At 60.3% G+C, this 16,200-nt stretch carries 15 protein-coding genes and 1 pseudogene; 1 reads left to right on the plus strand and 15 read right to left on the minus strand.

The features are described 5' to 3' along the window. Positions 1-63: 63 nt before the first annotated feature. From QN222_RS20165 to ccoN, 15 genes and pseudogenes are all read right to left on the minus strand, one after another. A pseudogene (locus QN222_RS20165) lies at positions 64-155 on the minus strand (LysR family transcriptional regulator); the annotation flags it as partial. Beyond that, positions 131-2,488, minus strand: a complete 2,358-nt coding sequence (locus QN222_RS20170) for an NADP-dependent malic enzyme (protein ID WP_283962756.1) — start codon at positions 2,486-2,488, stop codon at positions 131-133. The pseudogene QN222_RS20165 and the gene QN222_RS20170, both read right to left, overlap by 25 nt. Before the next feature lie 165 nt (positions 2,489-2,653). Beyond that, entirely contained in the window at positions 2,654-3,997 is a 1,344-nt protein-coding gene (locus QN222_RS20175) for a PLP-dependent aminotransferase family protein (protein ID WP_283962740.1), read from the minus strand. Between the two features lie 118 nt (positions 3,998-4,115). Next, positions 4,116-5,321 (minus strand): aspartate aminotransferase family protein, encoded by a 1,206-nt coding sequence (locus QN222_RS20180; protein ID WP_283962741.1) that lies wholly within the window; start codon positions 5,319-5,321, stop codon positions 4,116-4,118. After that, on the minus strand, positions 5,321-6,469 hold the full coding sequence (locus QN222_RS20185) for a phosphoserine transaminase (protein ID WP_284005570.1): 1,149 nt from the start codon (positions 6,467-6,469) through the stop codon (positions 5,321-5,323). The genes QN222_RS20180 and QN222_RS20185 overlap by 1 nt, the downstream gene beginning before the upstream one ends. 32 nt (positions 6,470-6,501) lie before the next feature. Next, positions 6,502-7,161: a deoxyribose-phosphate aldolase gene (gene deoC / locus QN222_RS20190; protein ID WP_283962742.1), complete on the minus strand. Its 660-nt coding sequence runs from the start codon at positions 7,159-7,161 to the stop codon at positions 6,502-6,504. Between the two features lie 77 nt (positions 7,162-7,238). Further along, entirely contained in the window at positions 7,239-7,658 is a 420-nt protein-coding gene (locus tag QN222_RS20195; RefSeq protein WP_283962743.1) for a hypothetical protein, read from the minus strand. Beyond that, a complete protein-coding gene (ccoS, locus tag QN222_RS20200; protein WP_283962744.1) occupies positions 7,648-7,812 on the minus strand; it encodes a cbb3-type cytochrome oxidase assembly protein CcoS in 165 nt (54 codons plus the stop codon). The genes QN222_RS20195 and ccoS overlap by 11 nt, the downstream gene beginning before the upstream one ends. Beyond that, positions 7,809-10,028 carry a cation-translocating P-type ATPase gene (locus tag QN222_RS20205; protein ID WP_283962745.1) on the minus strand — a complete coding sequence of 740 codons (2,220 nt, stop codon included), beginning with the start codon at positions 10,026-10,028 and terminating at the stop codon, positions 7,809-7,811. The genes ccoS and QN222_RS20205 overlap by 4 nt, the downstream gene beginning before the upstream one ends. Then, positions 10,025-10,522: a FixH family protein gene (locus QN222_RS20210; RefSeq protein ID WP_283962746.1), complete on the minus strand. Its 498-nt coding sequence runs from the start codon at positions 10,520-10,522 to the stop codon at positions 10,025-10,027. The genes QN222_RS20205 and QN222_RS20210 overlap by 4 nt, the downstream gene beginning before the upstream one ends. Continuing rightward, complete coding sequence (ccoG, locus tag QN222_RS20215; protein ID WP_283962747.1) at positions 10,519-11,964, minus strand: cytochrome c oxidase accessory protein CcoG; 1,446 nt, start codon at positions 11,962-11,964, stop codon at positions 10,519-10,521. The genes QN222_RS20210 and ccoG overlap by 4 nt, the downstream gene beginning before the upstream one ends. Beyond that, positions 11,964-12,833 (minus strand): cytochrome-c oxidase, cbb3-type subunit III, encoded by an 870-nt coding sequence (gene ccoP / locus QN222_RS20220; RefSeq protein ID WP_283962748.1) that lies wholly within the window; start codon positions 12,831-12,833, stop codon positions 11,964-11,966. Before ccoP ends, ccoG begins: the two co-directional genes overlap by 1 nt. Beyond that, entirely contained in the window at positions 12,830-12,988 is a 159-nt protein-coding gene (locus QN222_RS20225) for a cbb3-type cytochrome c oxidase subunit 3 (RefSeq protein WP_283962749.1), read from the minus strand. The genes ccoP and QN222_RS20225 overlap by 4 nt, the downstream gene beginning before the upstream one ends. Positions 12,989-12,991: 3 nt before the next feature. Further along, positions 12,992-13,732, minus strand: a complete 741-nt coding sequence (gene ccoO / locus QN222_RS20230) for a cytochrome-c oxidase, cbb3-type subunit II (protein WP_283962750.1) — start codon at positions 13,730-13,732, stop codon at positions 12,992-12,994. 40 nt (positions 13,733-13,772) lie between these two features. Beyond that, positions 13,773-15,266 (minus strand): cytochrome-c oxidase, cbb3-type subunit I, encoded by a 1,494-nt coding sequence (gene ccoN, locus QN222_RS20235; RefSeq protein WP_283962751.1) that lies wholly within the window; start codon positions 15,264-15,266, stop codon positions 13,773-13,775. A gap of 198 nt (positions 15,267-15,464) precedes the next feature. Between ccoN and QN222_RS20240 the strand changes: the two genes are divergently transcribed. Beyond that, complete coding sequence (locus tag QN222_RS20240) at positions 15,465-16,151, plus strand: 2-dehydro-3-deoxy-6-phosphogalactonate aldolase (RefSeq protein WP_284005567.1); 687 nt, start codon at positions 15,465-15,467, stop codon at positions 16,149-16,151. Positions 16,152-16,200 lie beyond the last annotated feature (49 nt).

Raw genomic sequence — 16,200 nt, forward strand, 5'->3', positions numbered from 1 at the left:
ATCGTCGACAGCCGTGACCGCGAACTGCTCGACACCACCGATGGGATCGTTGAGATGACTAACCACCCGTCTGGTCGTCCGCGTGAACAGTTGGACGTCGAGTTCCTTTTCAGCGCGTGCACCTGGTTGCTCAAGGCCGGCCGCGCAATGCACACCCGTGCTGCTGCCCGTCCGAAATGCCGTTCCTGACGGCGTTCTCCGCTTCGACGGCCGCCAGCGCCGTCATGTTGACGATACCCCGAGAGGTAACCGAGGAAGTAAGAACGTGGGCGGGACGCGCCGCGCCTAACAGGATCGGCCCGACATGGAGGGCATCGCTCATGACTTTGACAACGTTGAGAGTGATGTTGGCCGAGTCGAGATCCGGAAACACAAGTAGATTTGCTTCACCCTTCAACCGCGATCCAGGAAGGATTCGGTCGCGAATCGTTTGCGACAAAGCGGCATCACCGTCCATTTCTCCGTCGAACTCCAAGTGCGGCGCCTTCCGCTCCAGGAGGGCGATCACCTCTCGCATCTTTGTGGCACTCGCCGACATCTTGGACCCGAACTTCGAATGGGACACAAGGGCAACCTTGGGCTCAATACCGAACCTGCTCACGGCGTCTGCGGCCAGCATGGTTATGTCGGCGATCTCATCGGCATTCGGCTCGTTATTGACGTAAGTATCGGTAAGGAACAGCGCCCCCTTGGACGAGATGAGCAGGCTGAGCGCGGAAAAATCCCTTATGCCCGGAAGTCGTCCTATGATCTGGCGCACGGCCTTGAGATGGTGTTCATACCCGCCCACAAGGCCACAGATCATTGCGTCGGCGTCATTTCGCTTGATCGCTAAAGCGGCGATGACAGTCGTATCGGTGCGCACAATTGTTCGTGCCGCATCCGGCGTCACACCATCTCTTTCCGCACAGGAGAGATAAAGCTCGACATAGTCGCGATAGCGCCGGTCATCCTCCGGATCAATCAGCTCAAAGTCGCTTTCTGGGCGAATCCTCAACCCATAACGCTGAATCCGCGCTTCGACTACGGAGGGCCGTCCAACCAGGATCGGAATTGCAATCCCCTCTTCCACGACCATCTGCACGGCGCGCAAGACACGTTCGTCCTCGCCTTCGGCGTAGATCACTCGCTTCGGAACAGTCTGGGCTCGCGCTGCAGCAAAGACGGGCTTCATGATCAGCCCGGACCGGAAGACGAAGCGATTTAACCGGTCGAGATAGACCTCCATGTCTTCGATCGGGCGTGAAGCCACTCCGGTCGCCATTGCGGCCTTGGCGACCGCCGGCGCAATCCGCAGGATCAGGCGCGGATCAAACGGCGACGGAATGATGTAATCGCGACCGAATGTCGGGACCTCACCAGAGTAAGCCCGAGCTGCGATGTCGGAGGGCTCTTCGCGGGCAAGAGATGCAATGGCCCGAACTGCCGCGAGCTTCATCTCCTCGTTGATTGCGGTCGCGCCGACATCGAGTGCGCCGCGGAAGATGAAAGGGAAGCATAGGACATTGTTGACCTGGTTCGAATGATCAGATCGACCTGTGCAGACGATTGCGTCGGGGCGAACCGCCCGAGCCTCATAGGGCATGATTTCGGGCGTGGGATTTGCCAGAGCGAGAACGAGCGGCGACGCCGACATCCGACGCAGCATTTCCGGCTTCAGAACCCCAGGAGCTGACAATCCAAGAAAAACGTCCGCCCCGCCGATGACATCTGCCAGCGTTCGCGCATCCGTTTTTTGCGCGTAGACGTCCTTCCAGCGGTCCATGAGGGTGTTTCGCCCTTCATAGACTAACCCCTCGATGTCGGAGACCCAGATATTCTCCTTCCTTGCGCCCAAACTAACGAGCAGATTGAGGCAGGCAAGAGCGGCAGCACCTGCGCCGGACGTGACGATCTTGACGTCCTCGATGTGTTTTCCGGCAAGCTCGAGACCATTCATTATGGCCGCGCTAACAATGATAGCTGTGCCATGCTGGTCGTCGTGAAAGACGGGAATGTTCATCCGGCGCCGCAGTTCATCCTCGATCTCGAAACACTCGGGCGCCTTGATATCTTCGAGATTGATGCCGCCGAAAGTCGGTTCTAGCGCTGCAACCGTTTCAACCATCCGGCCGACGTCATCGGTATCGACCTCGATGTCGAAAACGTCGATGTCCGCAAATTTCTTGAAGAGGACAGCTTTTCCTTCCATGACTGGCTTCGATGCCAGAGCGCCAATGTTGCCGAGCCCGAGGACCGCAGTTCCATTTGAGATCACCGCGACGAGATTTCCTCGCGAAGTAAATTCCGCCGCCGCCGAAGGGTCCCTGCGTATGGCCAGGCAAGGAGCAGCTACGCCAGGCGAATACGCCAGAGCAAGGTCTCGCTGGTGTCCTAAAGCCTTTGTTGGCTGGATTTCCAACTTCCCGGGCTTCGGATGGCGGTGATAAGAGAGAGCCGCATCCTCAAAATCGAAAAGGGGACGCTGTGATGAAGTGTCGTCGGTCATGATTGTCCCTTGGAGTAACCTCCCACGATTGCCTCGGAGAAACCACCGGCCCACCCCTGCCCGGCCGCGACGCGTTTAGGCGTGTCAGCTTCGAAAGGTCTTTTTGGGAAAAGGATGCCGCCTGACGGCCTCGACGATGGTGGATATCCGAACAGTGTTCAAAAATTAAACAACCGCTTTCGTACCAAGCGGCGGTTGTGAAATCAGACTCGCGAGCAGGATCAGTCCGTCTTCGAGATCGCCGCGATCAGGAGCAACACCGAGAGAGATCCTGACCGCTTCAACAGGATGAGCGACAATTGCGAAGGCGGAGCTGGGCACAATCGAAATACCCACACGATCGGCGTGCGCGGCGAAATCAGAGGCCCGCCAGTGGTCCGGAAGGTGCAGCCAGAGATGATGACCATTGGGGTCACCTGCGAAGTTCGATCCCTCCAGAATTGTTGATGCCAGCTTCTGGCGCTCGGCGTTCTCTGCACGGATTAACCTTGTGATTTCTTCGAGAGTACCTTCCGAAATCCAACGGCTGACCAACGCAGTCATCAAGGGCGGCGCCATCAGTATGCTCGCACGCAACACTGCAGCGAAACGCAGCGCCTTAGCGGCACTCGGCGCGACCACATAGGCTACACGAAGAGCCGGAGTGGAGCATTTCGAGAGCGTTGCGATATGCCACGTGATGTCAGGCGCAAGTTCTGCTACAGCGGGGATCCGTTCGGCCCTCAACGGCGCATAGGGATCATCTTCGATGATCGCGACACCGTGTTTCCTGGCGATGCTAACCAAAGCCCTTCGTCGAGCTTCCGGGAGCGTCGACGTGGTTGGATTGTCGATGCTTGGAACAATATAGACTGCCTTTGGCGACCGTTCGCCGCAAACCTTCTCGAATGAGTCGGGAACAATACCCTCTTCATCCATGTCCAGCGCCTCCAGAATCAGCCCTTTCTGAACGCCTATCGCTTTCAGTCCCGGATAAGTCATAGCGCCGGCGGCAACGAGATCGCCGCGTTGGAGCAATAGTTCACAAACACCGAACAGAGCACATTGCGCTCCTCCGGTGACGACGATCCGGTCGGGCGTGACACCCTCGATCCGATGTGCAAGCCATGTTGCTGCAGCAGTCCGATCGGGTTCTGCACCCGTGCTTTCCTGATAGTGGAGATGCAGCAGACCCTTGGAACTTCCAAGGACACCGGCAATGCCGCTCGGAAAGATCTTCCGGAAGTCGACGGCAGACGGTTGCGGGGGAATATTCATGCTGAGGTCGAGCAGCGGCTGGGGCTGATCCACGACTCCGTCATCAATTCTCTCGCTAATGAAGGTCCCTCGACCCGCCTGCGCTGCTACGAGCCCTCGCCGCCGAGCCTCGTTGAAGGCGCGTGTCACGGTGGTCAGATCGACGCCCAACGCTTCCGCTATGGCTCGTTGAGCCGGCAAACGATCGCCGCGCATCACGCGACCTGTCCGGATATCTGCTTCCAACGCCTCGACAATGCCCAAATACTTCATCCGAGCCGCCTCGATCAGCCTTGGTTTCCACATGGGGGATCCTCAAAATGTATGCACAATTAGCATACATTTCTGGTACCATGTATGGGCTAGGATTGAAAGCGCGGATTGCTTTTTTCTAACGAGTCAACGATCGACCGACCTCTTGAAGCCGCGCTAATCCTTGATCAATTTCTGCGTCCGACAGGATTAAAGGTGGTAATAGCCGCAGCACATTGTCTCCTGCGGTTACGGACAGAAGCCCATTTGCACGCGCGACTGTCGCAGCGAATTCCACTGGAACAACGCAGCGCAGACCGAGCAGAAAACCGTGGCCACGCACCTCCGCAAAAACATCGCCATAGGTTGCGACGATCTTTTCGAGGCCGGCGAATAAACGGGCGGCCCTGCGGCGCACATCCTTAAGAAACGCTTCGTTTGAGATGATCTCGACCACCTTGTGTGCAATCACCATTGCCAGGGGATTACCTCCAAAGGTGCTCCCGTGCGTTCCCGGAGTCATACTGGCAGCAACTCTTTCCGTGGCGAGACAAGCTCCAAGGGGAAAGCCGTTACCCAAGCCTTTGGCTGTCGCGAGAAGGTCCGGTGCAACGCCGGCATCCTGATATGCGAAAAGGTGCCCAGTTCGTCCTATCCCGGTCTGGACCTCATCGAAAATCAGCAGCACGCCACGGCGGTTGCAGATATCGCGAACTCGCGCGAGATCCTCGGCGCTCAACCGCCGGACGCCACTTTCTCCTTGAATGGGCTCGAGCAGGATAGCTGCAGTCTCCGGACCACAAGCGGCATCCAGAGAGTCGATGTCGCCGAAACGAACGACGTGGAATCCCGGCGTCGGAGGACCGAAGCCTTCGAGATATTTCTCGCGGCCACCGGCGGCAATGGTAGCCAAGGTGCGGCCATGAAAGGCTCCCTCCATGGTCGCGATCCGATAGCGTTCCGGAGCCCCAGCGACGAAGTGGAACCGGCGCGCTGTCTTTATCGCAGTCTCGACTGCTTCCGCGCCGGAATTGCAGAAGAACACACGATCTGCGAACGTTGTCTCGCACAGGAGGCGGGCAAGCGCCTCCTGTTCCGGTATACGCATGGCGTTGGAAACGTGCCATAGCCTGGCCCCCTGACGAAAGAGGAGGTTCACCAGATCCGGATGCGAGTGCCCCAGGCCCGTCACTGCAATGCCGGTGGCGAAGTCGAGATATCGAATCCCGTCCGCGCCATAGAGCCAGGCGCCCTCCCCGTGCGTGAACGCCACATCCGCCCTGCGGAAACAGGGAAAAAGATGATCAGGCCCCTCTTTGCGCTGCACCGATGCCGTATTTGCCATCAGGCCACCGCCTTCAAGGATTCGAAGTAGGCCCAGGTTAGCCATTCAAGGGCCAGGGCAAGATCCGGGGTCTCCACAGTTGCACCCGCCCAGAACCGAAAACCGGGCGGTGCCGTCCGATAGGAACCTACGTCGAAGGCAGCCTTTTTCTCGGCCAAGAGCGCAACCACAGCGCCAGCGATTTTCTCTTGCTGTTCACGCCTATCTTTGAATGTTGGATCGATGATCTTGAGACAAATCGATGTCTTGGAGCGAATTTCGGCTCGGTTCGCGAGGAAATCGCACCACCCGTTTCGGCTGACCCAGTCCGATGCCTGGTCGAAGTTGGCTTGGCAGCGTGCCTTCAGCGCTGACAGGCCACCGATGTCGCGAGCCCACCGAAGGCCGTCGATCGCATCCTCAACAGCGAGAAGTGAAGGGGTGTTGATCGTCTCCCCGGCAAAAAGACCTTCAGTCACCAAGCCACGACCGACCATCCGAAAGAGCTTGGGCATCGGCCAAACCGGCACATGATCGATGAGCCTCTCGATCGCTCTCGGGCTGAGAACGATCATTCCGTGCGCCCCTTCGCCGCCGAGAACTTTCTGCCAGGACCATGTCGTCACGTCGAGCTTCGCCCAAGGGAGATCCATGGCGAATGCTGCCGACGTCGCGTCGCAGATCGTGAGACCAGTCCGGTCGTCGGCGATCCAGTCGGCGTTCGGAACACACACGCCGGAAGTCGTCCCATTCCAGGCAAAGACAATGTCGCGGTCGGGCGATGCCTGGGTCAGGTCAGGCAACTCGCCATAGGGAGCGTCGAACACGCGCCGGTTTTCGAGTTCCAGTTCTTTGGCGACATCGGTTACCCAGTCGGCACCGAAGCTTTCCCAGGCGAAGACATCGACGCCGCGGGGTCCGAGGAGATTCCATAACGCCATCTCGACCGCCCCGGTATCGGATCCCGGCACGACCGCGATCCGGTAGTCATCCGGTATCGCGAGTAGTTCGCGTGTGAGATCGATCACCTCCCGCAACTTCGCCTTTCCGGCCGCCGATCGGTGTGATCGCCCCAGCACCGCCTCCTGAAGTGCCATGAGAGACCAGCCAGGACGTTTCTTGCAAGGGCCGGACGAGAAGTTGGCGCTTAGTGGCGTTTGTTGCGGCATAGGAGGAGAAACTGGCATCTTTATCGACCGAGCTAGTGTTGCAGCAAGAGTGGGCCGGCGCTTGTGCCGATACGGGTGGCGCCAGCGTCGAGCATCTGAAGGGCAACTGATCGGGTCCGGATGCCGCCTGATGCCTTGACACCGATATTCGGACCGACTGTTCTGCGAATGAGGGCTACGTCTTCGACGGTGGCACCTCCGGTCGAAGACCCGGTCGATGTCTTGATGAAATCGGCGCCAACCGCAGCGGCGATGCTCGAGGCAGCAATCTTGCCCTCATCGGTAAGGAGGCAGGCCTCGATGATGACCTTTAGGATTTTGCCGGCGGATATTTTGCGAACTTCTGAAAGCTCGGTCTCAACATCCTTATAACGTCCGTCTGCCATTGCCCCGAGATCTATGACGACGTCGATCTCGTCGGCGCCTTGCCGTAGAGCAACGTCCGTCTCTTGGGTCTTGAGCGACGTGAGGTTCGCGCCAAGCGGGAATCCGATCACCGTCGCTGTTCGAATCCTTGTTCCTTGAAGCGCCCCTGCGACTCGCGCGACGTGGATCGGATTGACCACGACCGAACAGAATCCATGGGTAATCGCCTCACAGCAGTATCGTTCGATGTCCTCTGTCCGAGCATTCGCACTCAGGATGGTATGATCTATCAGGGAGGCAATTTCCCTGTTCGTGCCGGATTCCATTGCCGATCTTTCTCTGCTTTACTATGAACTTCATTCATGTTGGACGTTGTGGCTCCCGTCTGCAGGAGCCACGCGATTTACTTGCCGTCGGGCGCTTGAGAGTTGACCCTTGCGGGCAGCGGAATCGGCTCCGCTTCGACGTCCGGCTCCATGACTGTGACGATCAGCGTAAGGACGACGATTGGCACGCCGATCAGCGCCGCGTAAAACGCGACGGCGATGCCGAACTGCATGCTGCCGACGAGGATTGCGAGAACGACATTGACCATCGTCCACGGCAGTTGCTGCGGGACGAAGAAGTTGCGGTAGATGAAGCCCAAGGGCCGCATTCCGGTCGTGCGCGGCAGCACGACGAAGGCAATCCAGGCCGCGAAGGCCCAGAATGCCCCGGCCAGCCCCGCATAGAGCCACCCGAAGACTGCGGCGAGGCCGGTCGTCAGAAACAGCGCGAAGGCCTTGCGCCTTTTTGCCGATCGAATGAATTCCTCATGCGCCATGAAATGTCTCCGGTTTGTCATTGTCGAGGAAGATCCGCTCGGCGGCACCATCGAGATCGTCGTATTGGCCGTTACGGAGGGACCATAGGAATGCCAGGACACCGAGCGAGCCGAGTGTCAGGGCTATGGGAATGAGGAACAGAAGCGGGCTCATCGCACGGTTCCGATACGGGGTGGCTGCGCGCGAAGCGCGTTCAAGGTTACGACGATCGAACTGGCCGACATGGCGGCAGCGGCAATCAGCGGAGAGGCCAGGCCCAGCACAGCGATCGGGATGAGCGCAAGGTTATAGGCCGCAGCAAAGATGAGGTTCTGCCGGACGATGCCCGCTGCTTTCAAGGCTGTGCGGTGCGCGACGATCATCGAAGACAGCGTTTCAGCCGGAAGCACGAAGTCGGCCGCCACCTGCGTTGCCGGCACACCATGACCGAAGCTGGCGGAGACGTGAGCCGCGGCGAGCGCCGGTGCGTCGTTGAGGCCATCGCCGACCATGAGAGGCCTTGCCCCCTTTACCTTCCAGTCGGTCAGCAAGGCTGCCTTCTCGGCAGGCTTCAGCCCGCCACGGCGATCCTCTATGGCGAGTTCATCGGCGCATCGCTCGACCGCGCTAATACGATCCCCGGAGAGAATACTGATCGGAAGGCCGACCCTGCGGAAATGGTCGAGGGTTTCGATTGCATCGACGCGAACCTTGTCGGCGAAAGCGAATCTCGCCGGTGCGTTGGATCGGGAAGCCACCCAGACCTCGCTCGCTCCATCGGCCGCCTCATTTTGGATGCCGCAGAAGACGGCGCTGCCGAGCCGAGCCGGCTCGCCATCGACGAAACCGGAGACGCCGGCTCCGGGCGTTTCAACCGGGTTTTCGACTGGGGTGCCCCGTCCCAACCGGCGTGATATCGCCCGCGCAAAGGGATGCATACTCACCCAGGCCAGTGCAGCGGCGAGATGCCGAGCAGCAGGATCCGCGGGAATGGACACAAGATCCGGCCGCCCGTCGGTCAATGTGCCGGTCTTGTCAACGACGACGCGATCGATCGTTGCCAGCCTGTCGAGCGCGTCGCCCGAGCGAACGAGTATGCCGCGCCGAAGCAATCCGCCGATCGCGGCAACCTGCACCGCTGGAATGGCGAGCCCGATCGCACAGGGGCAGGCAATGATCAGGACCGTGACCGCATGCAACAACGCGGTCGGCGGGTCGGCCCCGATGAGCCACCAGCCCAACAGGGTCAGGAACGCGACCACATGGACGAGCGGTGTCCAAAGTGCGGCCAGCCGATCGGCCATTGTGGCGGCGCGTCCCTTCTGAAGCTGCGCCTGCTCGACCAGACGGAGGATTTCCGAAAGGTAGCTCTCGGCAACGGGCTTGACGGCCCGGATGTGTAGAGGGGTCGGACCATTGATACTACCTGCCAGAACGTCATCTCCCGGACCGACCTGCTCCGGCAGCGTTTCCCCCGTCACGGCGGATCGGTCGAGCGTCGTCTCCCCGCTCACGACCCGGCCATCCACAGGCACCGTTTCACCGGCCTCTACGACCACCAGCATTCCCGGCTCGACCGAAGCAGCGGGCACGACAGCCGATTGTCCATCCGCGCGCAGGATCTTGGCGTGCTCGGTCCGCATCATGGCGAGGCGCTCAATCGCTTCCCGTGACCTCGCCCGGACACGGAAATCGAGATAGCGGCCGATCAGAAGGACGAAGAGGAGCATTGACGCGCTGTCGAAATAGACATGCGCATTGTGCCGGAAGAGCTCCATCAGGCTGATTGCGGTTGCGAGCACGAGAGCGGCGACGATCGGGACGTCGATATTGGTGAGGCCGGCCTTCAGTGCCGCGAAAGCAGAGCGGTAGAACGGGCGACCAGCAACAGCGAGCGCGGGTACGGCGACCAGGGCGGACAACCAATTGAAGAACGCTTGTGTGCTTGCCGACATGCCTTGCGCCTGACCGGCCCATACCGCCCAGGCGAGCATCATGACGTTCGAGGACGCGAATCCCGCAATCGCCAGGCAACGCAGAAGCTCGCGACCGGTTCGATGGTGAGAGGCACTCAGCGACCCGGCGTCGTAGGGTGCGACTGCATAGCCGAGATCGCGAACGGTCTTGCCGATGACTTCGGCATGGTCGGGGCCCCCGACCCATTCGACGGAAAGGCGCCGCAGGGTGAGGTTGACGCGGGCGCGGGTGATCGCCGGGTCGCTCGCCAGACGCGTTTCAATCTTACGAATGCAATTCGCACAATGAACGCCCTCGACAAGAAGATCGAGTTGCTGTGCACTTCCCGTTCTCGACGCGGCGAGCGCTGACAGAAGTGCCGGCGGCGGCGTTGGCGGCATGCTGTTCAGTGCAATGTTTGGTCGCGCGGTCATGGACGGACATCGACCTCTTCAATGATGTGAACCGTCTGTCCGCCACGCGCGATCCGCGCCCGGATGAACCAGCGGCCTGCCAGCGGGACCGAGAGATCGGCGACATAGTCACCATTCGGTTGACGGTCGTACTGGACGGCTTGAATCTGCGGGAACCGGCTCATCCGTTCGGCAGTCGCGCGCACCTCGTCGGCGATTAGAAGCTGTCCGTCCGCGTCGTGGACGCGCAGCGTCAGCCGGCCACCCAGCTTTTCTCCCTCGTCGAAGGAAAGCGTGGTCTTCCAGCCGAGGCGCTTTTCTGCTTCGCGCTGTGCCAGAACCTCATTGTAGTTCAATCCGATGGCGTAGGCGTTGTCCGTGACCACGCCGGTGAAACTCCTGTTTGCCAGAGCGACAAACCACACCTCAAACCCAGCAAGGAGGATGAAGAAAAAAATGAAACAGCCGGGTATCCAGAGATCCTTCCTACCGGAGACGAACGTCCTTGGTATCATCGCGCTGGCCCCCAGAAGTAGGTTTCGACTTCTTCGAGTGTCGCCCCGTTCGCCGCATTGGTAACGACGATGCGGATGTTCGTGCGCCCCGAAGGGCCCCGTCTGGGTGCTGCCGTGATGAACAGCCGGTCACTGATCCGGCGGTTTCCCGGCACGGCCAGATGGACCGCTTCATGTCCGGTTTGCGCGTCGGCAAAGCGTAGCGTCGCTCCAGGAAGTCCCTCGGCGTGAATGGCAATGCGATCCAGCGTGGGAAGACGATGGGCGAGCCGGAAACTGAAATCGTTACGCACAGAGCCATCCGACAACTGCACGAAGGGCTGGCCACGTTGCGGATCGATATCGACAAGCACACTTTTCATGCGAAGGGTCCCGAATACGCTCGATCCGAGCGCGACCAGGCACAGGATGGCGTAAAGGAGGGTCTTGGGCCGAAGGAATCGAACCGTCGGCTTTTGAAACGATCCGGCACTGTCGGAACCTTCGACGTCGAAACGAATTAGCCCGGCCGGCCGGCCGATCCTGGCCATCACATCGTCGCAGGCGTCGATGCAGAGCCCGCAGCCAATGCACCCCATCTGCAAACCGTCACGAATATCGATCCCCGTCGGGCAGACATTGACGCAGCGCTGGCAGTCGATGCAGTCCCCTCGCCCGGCGTCGAACGAGCTGGCCTCGCGCACAAGTGCGGAGAGATCCGTCAGCGTCGAGCGCAACGGCACCTTCTTCTTGCCACGCGGCTCGCCCCGCCATCTCTGATAGGTAACGACGAGGCTGTCCTTGTCGAGCAGCGCGGCCTGAAAGCGGGGCCACGGGCACATGTGCAGGCACACCCGTTCCTTGGCGTAGGCCGCAAACAGCCACGTGGTGAGTGTCAGGACCCCAACGGCTATGTAGGCTCCCATCGGCGCTGCGCCGGTGACCAGAGCGTGAGGAAAGGTCAGCGCATCGTTGAAGTACGCGGCAAAACCGATCGCGGTCGCGATGGCGAGCGTGACCTGCACAATGGCCTTTGCCACGTTCGACAGAAGCGTATCCTTGCCGAACAGGCGCTCGCAGAGCCGTTCGATCGTGAAGAAGAGGTCGGTCCAGACCGTCTGCGGGCAGGTGAATCCGCACCACACGCGACCGGCAAGCGTCGTCGCGCCGAACAGGCCAAAGGCGCCGAGGATGAGAACGCCGACGGCGATCGGCAGGTCCTGCGGCCAGAACTCCAGTCCGAAGAGGAACAGCCGCCTTCCGGGAAGATCGAACAGGACCGCCTGATCGGGCAACTGCGGCCCGCGATCCCATCGGATCCAGGGCGTGACGAAGTAGAACGTCAGCAAAATAGCGGCCACGACGGTCTTGATCGTGCGGTAACGGCCGCGCACGGTTTGCGGGATAGCCAAGCGCGCCGGCTTGCGCGGGGAAACGGTGTCGAGGATCGTCGTGGTCGCCATTACTTTTCTCCGCCACCGAGTGTGTGGACATAGACGGCGAGCATCCGGATGGTTCCTTCGTCCAGGCGGCTCTCCCATGTGGGCATCTGGCCCATTTTCGGCTGCGTGATCTGACGAATGACGGCGTCACGCGTTCCGCCATAGAGCCAGATCGCATCGTTCAATCGCGGAGCGCCGAACTCACGGTTCCCTTCACCACCCGCACCGTGGCAGGACTCGCAATTGTCCGCGAAAAGCGCCGCTCCCGGCATGCTCGCCCTCATGGCGTCAAGGCTGCGATCGGAGAGGCTGAGCACGTAGTCGGCCGTCGCGACAATTTCTTCACCGGTCATAACGTCGCCGAACGCAGGCATCTCACTTGCCCGCGCATCGTCGCTTGCGGTGCGAATTCCATGCCGGATGGTCGTGTGGATGTCTGTGATCGTGCCGCCCCAAAGCCAGTCGTCATCGATCAGCGATGGAAACTGGCCGATTTGTCCGACGGCTCCCACCCCGTGGCAGGCTGCGCAATTCTCGTTGAAGGCGGCCACCCCACCCGCAACGGCGAACCGGCGCAACTCTTCATTGTCCTCAATCTGCTCCAGGGGCGTGGCGAGGATCTGGTTGCGCCACGCGGATTGCATATCGCGGGCCTGCTGCGTCGCCTCGCTCAAGTCGTTCCTGCTGGACCATCCGAGGATGCCCGGGGCATAGCTCTTCGTCGTCGCGAAGGACGGATACAGCACCAGGTATCCGATCGACAGAACCCATGTGACGATGAAGGTGATCAGCCACCAGTTCGGGATGGGGGTTCTGAGTTCCTTGATCCCATCCCATTCGTGTCCTGTCGTGACCTGGCCGGTCAGCGGATCGCGCTCCTGAACGCTCATCGTGTGCCTCCTTCATCCTTGAACGGGATACGGGCGTGCCGTTCCATTTGAGATCGAGCAGACGGGCTGAAGGCGTTCCAGACGATCGCGGTGAACAGGAAGCAGGCGATGACGAGCCAGCCATCGACAACTATGCTGATGATGAACTGCGACATGCGTTACTCCTTCGGCTTGTCCAGGCGGACATCCGAGAAGTCGACCATGGTGCCGAGCACCTGCAGATAGGCGATCAGGGCATCCATCTCCGTGGTGCGGTCGGGCCGGCCGTCGAAGTCGCCAAGCTTGGCGCCTGGATAGCGGGCGAGAAGCCCTTCGGTGCCCTCCCCCGTCGCCTGCGCGCGGATGTCATCGGCAGCGTCGATGATCCCCTCGCTCGAGTAGGGCACGTCGACCTTACGGAGCGCCCGCAGGTGATCCGAGATATCGTCGTATTTGAGATCGCGGTCCCACAGGAACGGGTAAGCGGGCATGACCGACACCGGCACGACGTCGCGCGGATTGATGATGTGCGCCACATGCCAGGCGTTGGAATATTTGCCGCCGACCCGCGCAAGATCGGGTCCGGTGCGCTTCGAGCCCCAGAGGAAGGGATGGTCGTACATGCTCTCGGCGGCGATCGAATAATGCCCGTAACGCTCGACCTCGTCACGGAAGGGCCGGACCTGCTGGCTGTGACAGGTGTAGCACCCCTCGCGCGTATAGATGTTGCGGCCGAGTTGCTCGAGCGGCGTGTAGGGGCGAACCCCCGTTACCGGCTTGATAGTTTCATCAAGACGGAAGAGCGGCACGACCTCGACCAGGCCGCCGATCGCGACGACCAGAAAACTCAGGACGAACAGCAATGTCGTCGAGCGTTCGATCGTTCCGTGGGTGACTTTTGTTTCAGGTGCATTTGCCATTGCGAAGCGACGTCTTTCAGCTTGAACAGAGGGGGCGGGCTTAACCTTCCGAAACGGAAGGGCGCATTGAATCGATACCGGGCCGCTCAGACTGGCGGAGATTTGCGCGTCGGCTCCTGGAGGCGGCGATTGTCATGAAGACGTTGAAGGCCATCAGCAGAGCGCCGAGCAGGTAGAGCAATCCACCAAGTGCGCGCACGAGATAATAGGGGTGCAGCATCGCGACGCTGTCGGCGAAGGAATATTGAAGGAAGCCGAACTGGTCGTAGGCCCGCCACATCAGACCCTGCGCGATACCGGCCACCCACATCGCGGTGATGTAGAGAACGATGCCGATCGTCGCGATCCAGAAATGCCACTCGACGAGCCGGTGCGACCAAAGTGGCGAGCGCCAAAGGCGCGGCACCAGATAATAGATCGAGCCGAAGACCATGAAGGCCACCCAGCCGAGCGCGCCGGAATGAACATGACCGACCGTCCAGTCCGTATAGTGACTGAGCGCATTGACGGCCTTGATGGACATCAGCGGCCCCTCGAAAGTCGCCATGCCATAGAAGGCGACCGCGACGACGAGGAAGCGCAGGATCGGGTCGCTGCGCAGCTTTCCCCACGCACCCGACAGGGTCATGATGCCGTTGATCATGCCGCCCCAGGAAGGGATCCAAAGCATGATCGAAAACGCCATGCCCAGCGTCTGCGCCCAATCGGGCAGTGCGCTGTAGTGGAGGTGATGCGGGCCAGCCCAGATATAGAGGAAGATCAGTGCCCAGAAGTGCACGATCGAGAGTCGATAGGAATAGATCGGCCGCTCTGCCTGCTTCGGAACGAAATAGTACATCATCCCGATGAAGCCGGCCGTCAGGAAGAAGCCGATCATGTTGTGGCCGTACCACCACTGGATCAGCGCATCCTGGACCCCGGCAAATTGCGAATAGCTCTTGGTTCCGACGAAGGAGACCGGAATAGCCAGGTTGTTGACGATGTGCAGGACTGCGACAGTGATGATGAAGGCGAGATAGAACCAGTTCGCCACATAGATGTGCGGTTCACGGCGCCGAGCGAGTGTGCCGGTAAAGATTGCAAGATAGGTCAGCCATACAGCGAGAAGCAGCAGGTCGGCATACCATTCCGGCTCGGCATATTCCTTGCTCTGTGTGATGCCAAGTGGATAGCCAGTCAATGCCAGGACGAGGACGAGCTGGTAGCCAAAGAACAGGAGCATCGAGAGCTGGCGACCGCCCCACAGCCCGACCTGGCACGTCCTTTGGACGACATAGAGAGAAGTCGCGAGCAGCGCATTGCCGGCGAAAGCGAGCACGACACCCGACACGTGAACCGGACGGAGCCGCCCGAAGGTCGCGTATTCCGAGAAGTTTAAGGACGGGAACGTCAACTGGAGGGCAACCAGAAGCCCTGCCGACAGGCCGACGAGCGCCCAAATGACCGTAGCCAACGTGAACCAGCGGACGATCTGCTCGTCGTAGCCTGGAATGACGACTGCCTGTCGCTCGTCCTGCGTTATTATCCCATGCATTCCGAACTCGCTTCCGTTGAGACTCTGGACAAAGACATATCCGTCTTTTAAGTATGGCCAATCGCCATACAATATGCGGTGCGTTGAATCCAGAAATATAGGCAAACTGCGACGAAATGTGCCGCGTGTGATGCCTAGGAGGCAGCGATTGGCCCAAGCTCGAAACATCTGTATGGCAGGATCGGAAGGAACCATACAATGCCCGAACACCTAACGACAGCGGCTGAGCCCCTCACGCTTGCATCGGCTCTCGAAGCGTGTCCGCTGATCGCAGTGCTGCGCTGGATCACGCCGGAAGAGATTGAGGATGTCACCGCCGTGCTCGTTGAGGCCGGTTTTCGCCTGATCGAGGTCCCGCTTAACTCGCCGGACCCGCTTAACAGCATCGAGCGCATCGCGCGGCGCTTCGGAGACGAGGCTCTCATTGGAGCCGGAACCGTCATGAAGCCTGCCGATGTCGCCCGCGTTCGCGACGCGGGCGGAAGGCTGATTGTCATGCCTCACGCGGATACCGCCGTAGTGCGATCGGCACGCGAACACAAAATGGCCTGTTTTCCTGGCGTATTCACCCCCACGGAAGGCTTTGCGGCGCTTGAAGCTGGTGCCGACGGCTTGAAAGTATTCCCCGCCGAAGCGATCTCGCCGCCGGTTCTGAAGGCATGGCGTGCCGTGTTTGCCGACACGATCCCGTTGCTGCCGACAGGCGGCATCACGCCTGACGTCGTGGCGGGCTGGGTCGCCGCAGGCGCAAGCGGCTTTGGGATTGGGGGCAATCTCTACAGGCCCGGACGAAACCCGCGAGAAATACGCGACATCGCTGCAGCCTTCGTGGCGGCATGGAGGGCAGCGGCACCCTCGATTCGAGAAAACCTGGACAAAGGCTAGCGAAATAGAGCGCCCCGATAAGGCTGGTGTGGTCGCACATCCGCTCCAA

The organism is Sinorhizobium sp. 6-70 (assembly GCF_030124375.1).
Classification (GTDB): domain Bacteria; phylum Pseudomonadota; class Alphaproteobacteria; order Rhizobiales; family Rhizobiaceae; genus Sinorhizobium.

What these genes read in the sequence shown, in the direction of transcription:
- QN222_RS20210 (WP_283962746.1), bottom strand. Translation starts at nt 10,522, where the DNA reads ATGATACCAAGGACGTTCGTCTCCGGTAGGAAGGATCTCTGGATACCC.
- QN222_RS20225 (WP_283962749.1), bottom strand. Translation starts at nt 12,988, where the DNA reads ATGTCGCAGTTCATCATCAGCATAGTTGTCGATGGCTGGCTCGTCATC.
- QN222_RS20185 (WP_284005570.1), bottom strand. Translation starts at nt 6,469, where the DNA reads ATGCCGCAACAAACGCCACTAAGCGCCAACTTCTCGTCCGGCCCTTGC.
- QN222_RS20205 (WP_283962745.1), bottom strand. Translation starts at nt 10,028, where the DNA reads ATGACCGCGCGACCAAACATTGCACTGAACAGCATGCCGCCAACGCCG.
- QN222_RS20175 (WP_283962740.1), bottom strand. Translation starts at nt 3,997, where the DNA reads ATGAAGTATTTGGGCATTGTCGAGGCGTTGGAAGCAGATATCCGGACA.
- ccoS (WP_283962744.1), bottom strand. Translation starts at nt 7,812, where the DNA reads ATGAGCCCGCTTCTGTTCCTCATTCCCATAGCCCTGACACTCGGCTCG.
- ccoG (WP_283962747.1), bottom strand. Translation starts at nt 11,964, where the DNA reads ATGGCGACCACGACGATCCTCGACACCGTTTCCCCGCGCAAGCCGGCG.
- ccoN (WP_283962751.1), bottom strand. Translation starts at nt 15,266, where the DNA reads ATGCATGGGATAATAACGCAGGACGAGCGACAGGCAGTCGTCATTCCA.
- QN222_RS20195 (WP_283962743.1), bottom strand. Translation starts at nt 7,658, where the DNA reads ATGGCGCATGAGGAATTCATTCGATCGGCAAAAAGGCGCAAGGCCTTC.
- ccoO (WP_283962750.1), bottom strand. Translation starts at nt 13,732, where the DNA reads ATGGCAAATGCACCTGAAACAAAAGTCACCCACGGAACGATCGAACGC.
- deoC (WP_283962742.1), bottom strand. Translation starts at nt 7,161, where the DNA reads ATGGAATCCGGCACGAACAGGGAAATTGCCTCCCTGATAGATCATACC.
- QN222_RS20170 (WP_283962756.1), bottom strand. Translation starts at nt 2,488, where the DNA reads ATGACCGACGACACTTCATCACAGCGTCCCCTTTTCGATTTTGAGGAT.
- ccoP (WP_283962748.1), bottom strand. Translation starts at nt 12,833, where the DNA reads ATGAGCGTTCAGGAGCGCGATCCGCTGACCGGCCAGGTCACGACAGGA.
- QN222_RS20240 (WP_284005567.1), top strand. Translation starts at nt 15,465, where the DNA reads ATGCCCGAACACCTAACGACAGCGGCTGAGCCCCTCACGCTTGCATCG.
- QN222_RS20180 (WP_283962741.1), bottom strand. Translation starts at nt 5,321, where the DNA reads ATGGCAAATACGGCATCGGTGCAGCGCAAAGAGGGGCCTGATCATCTT.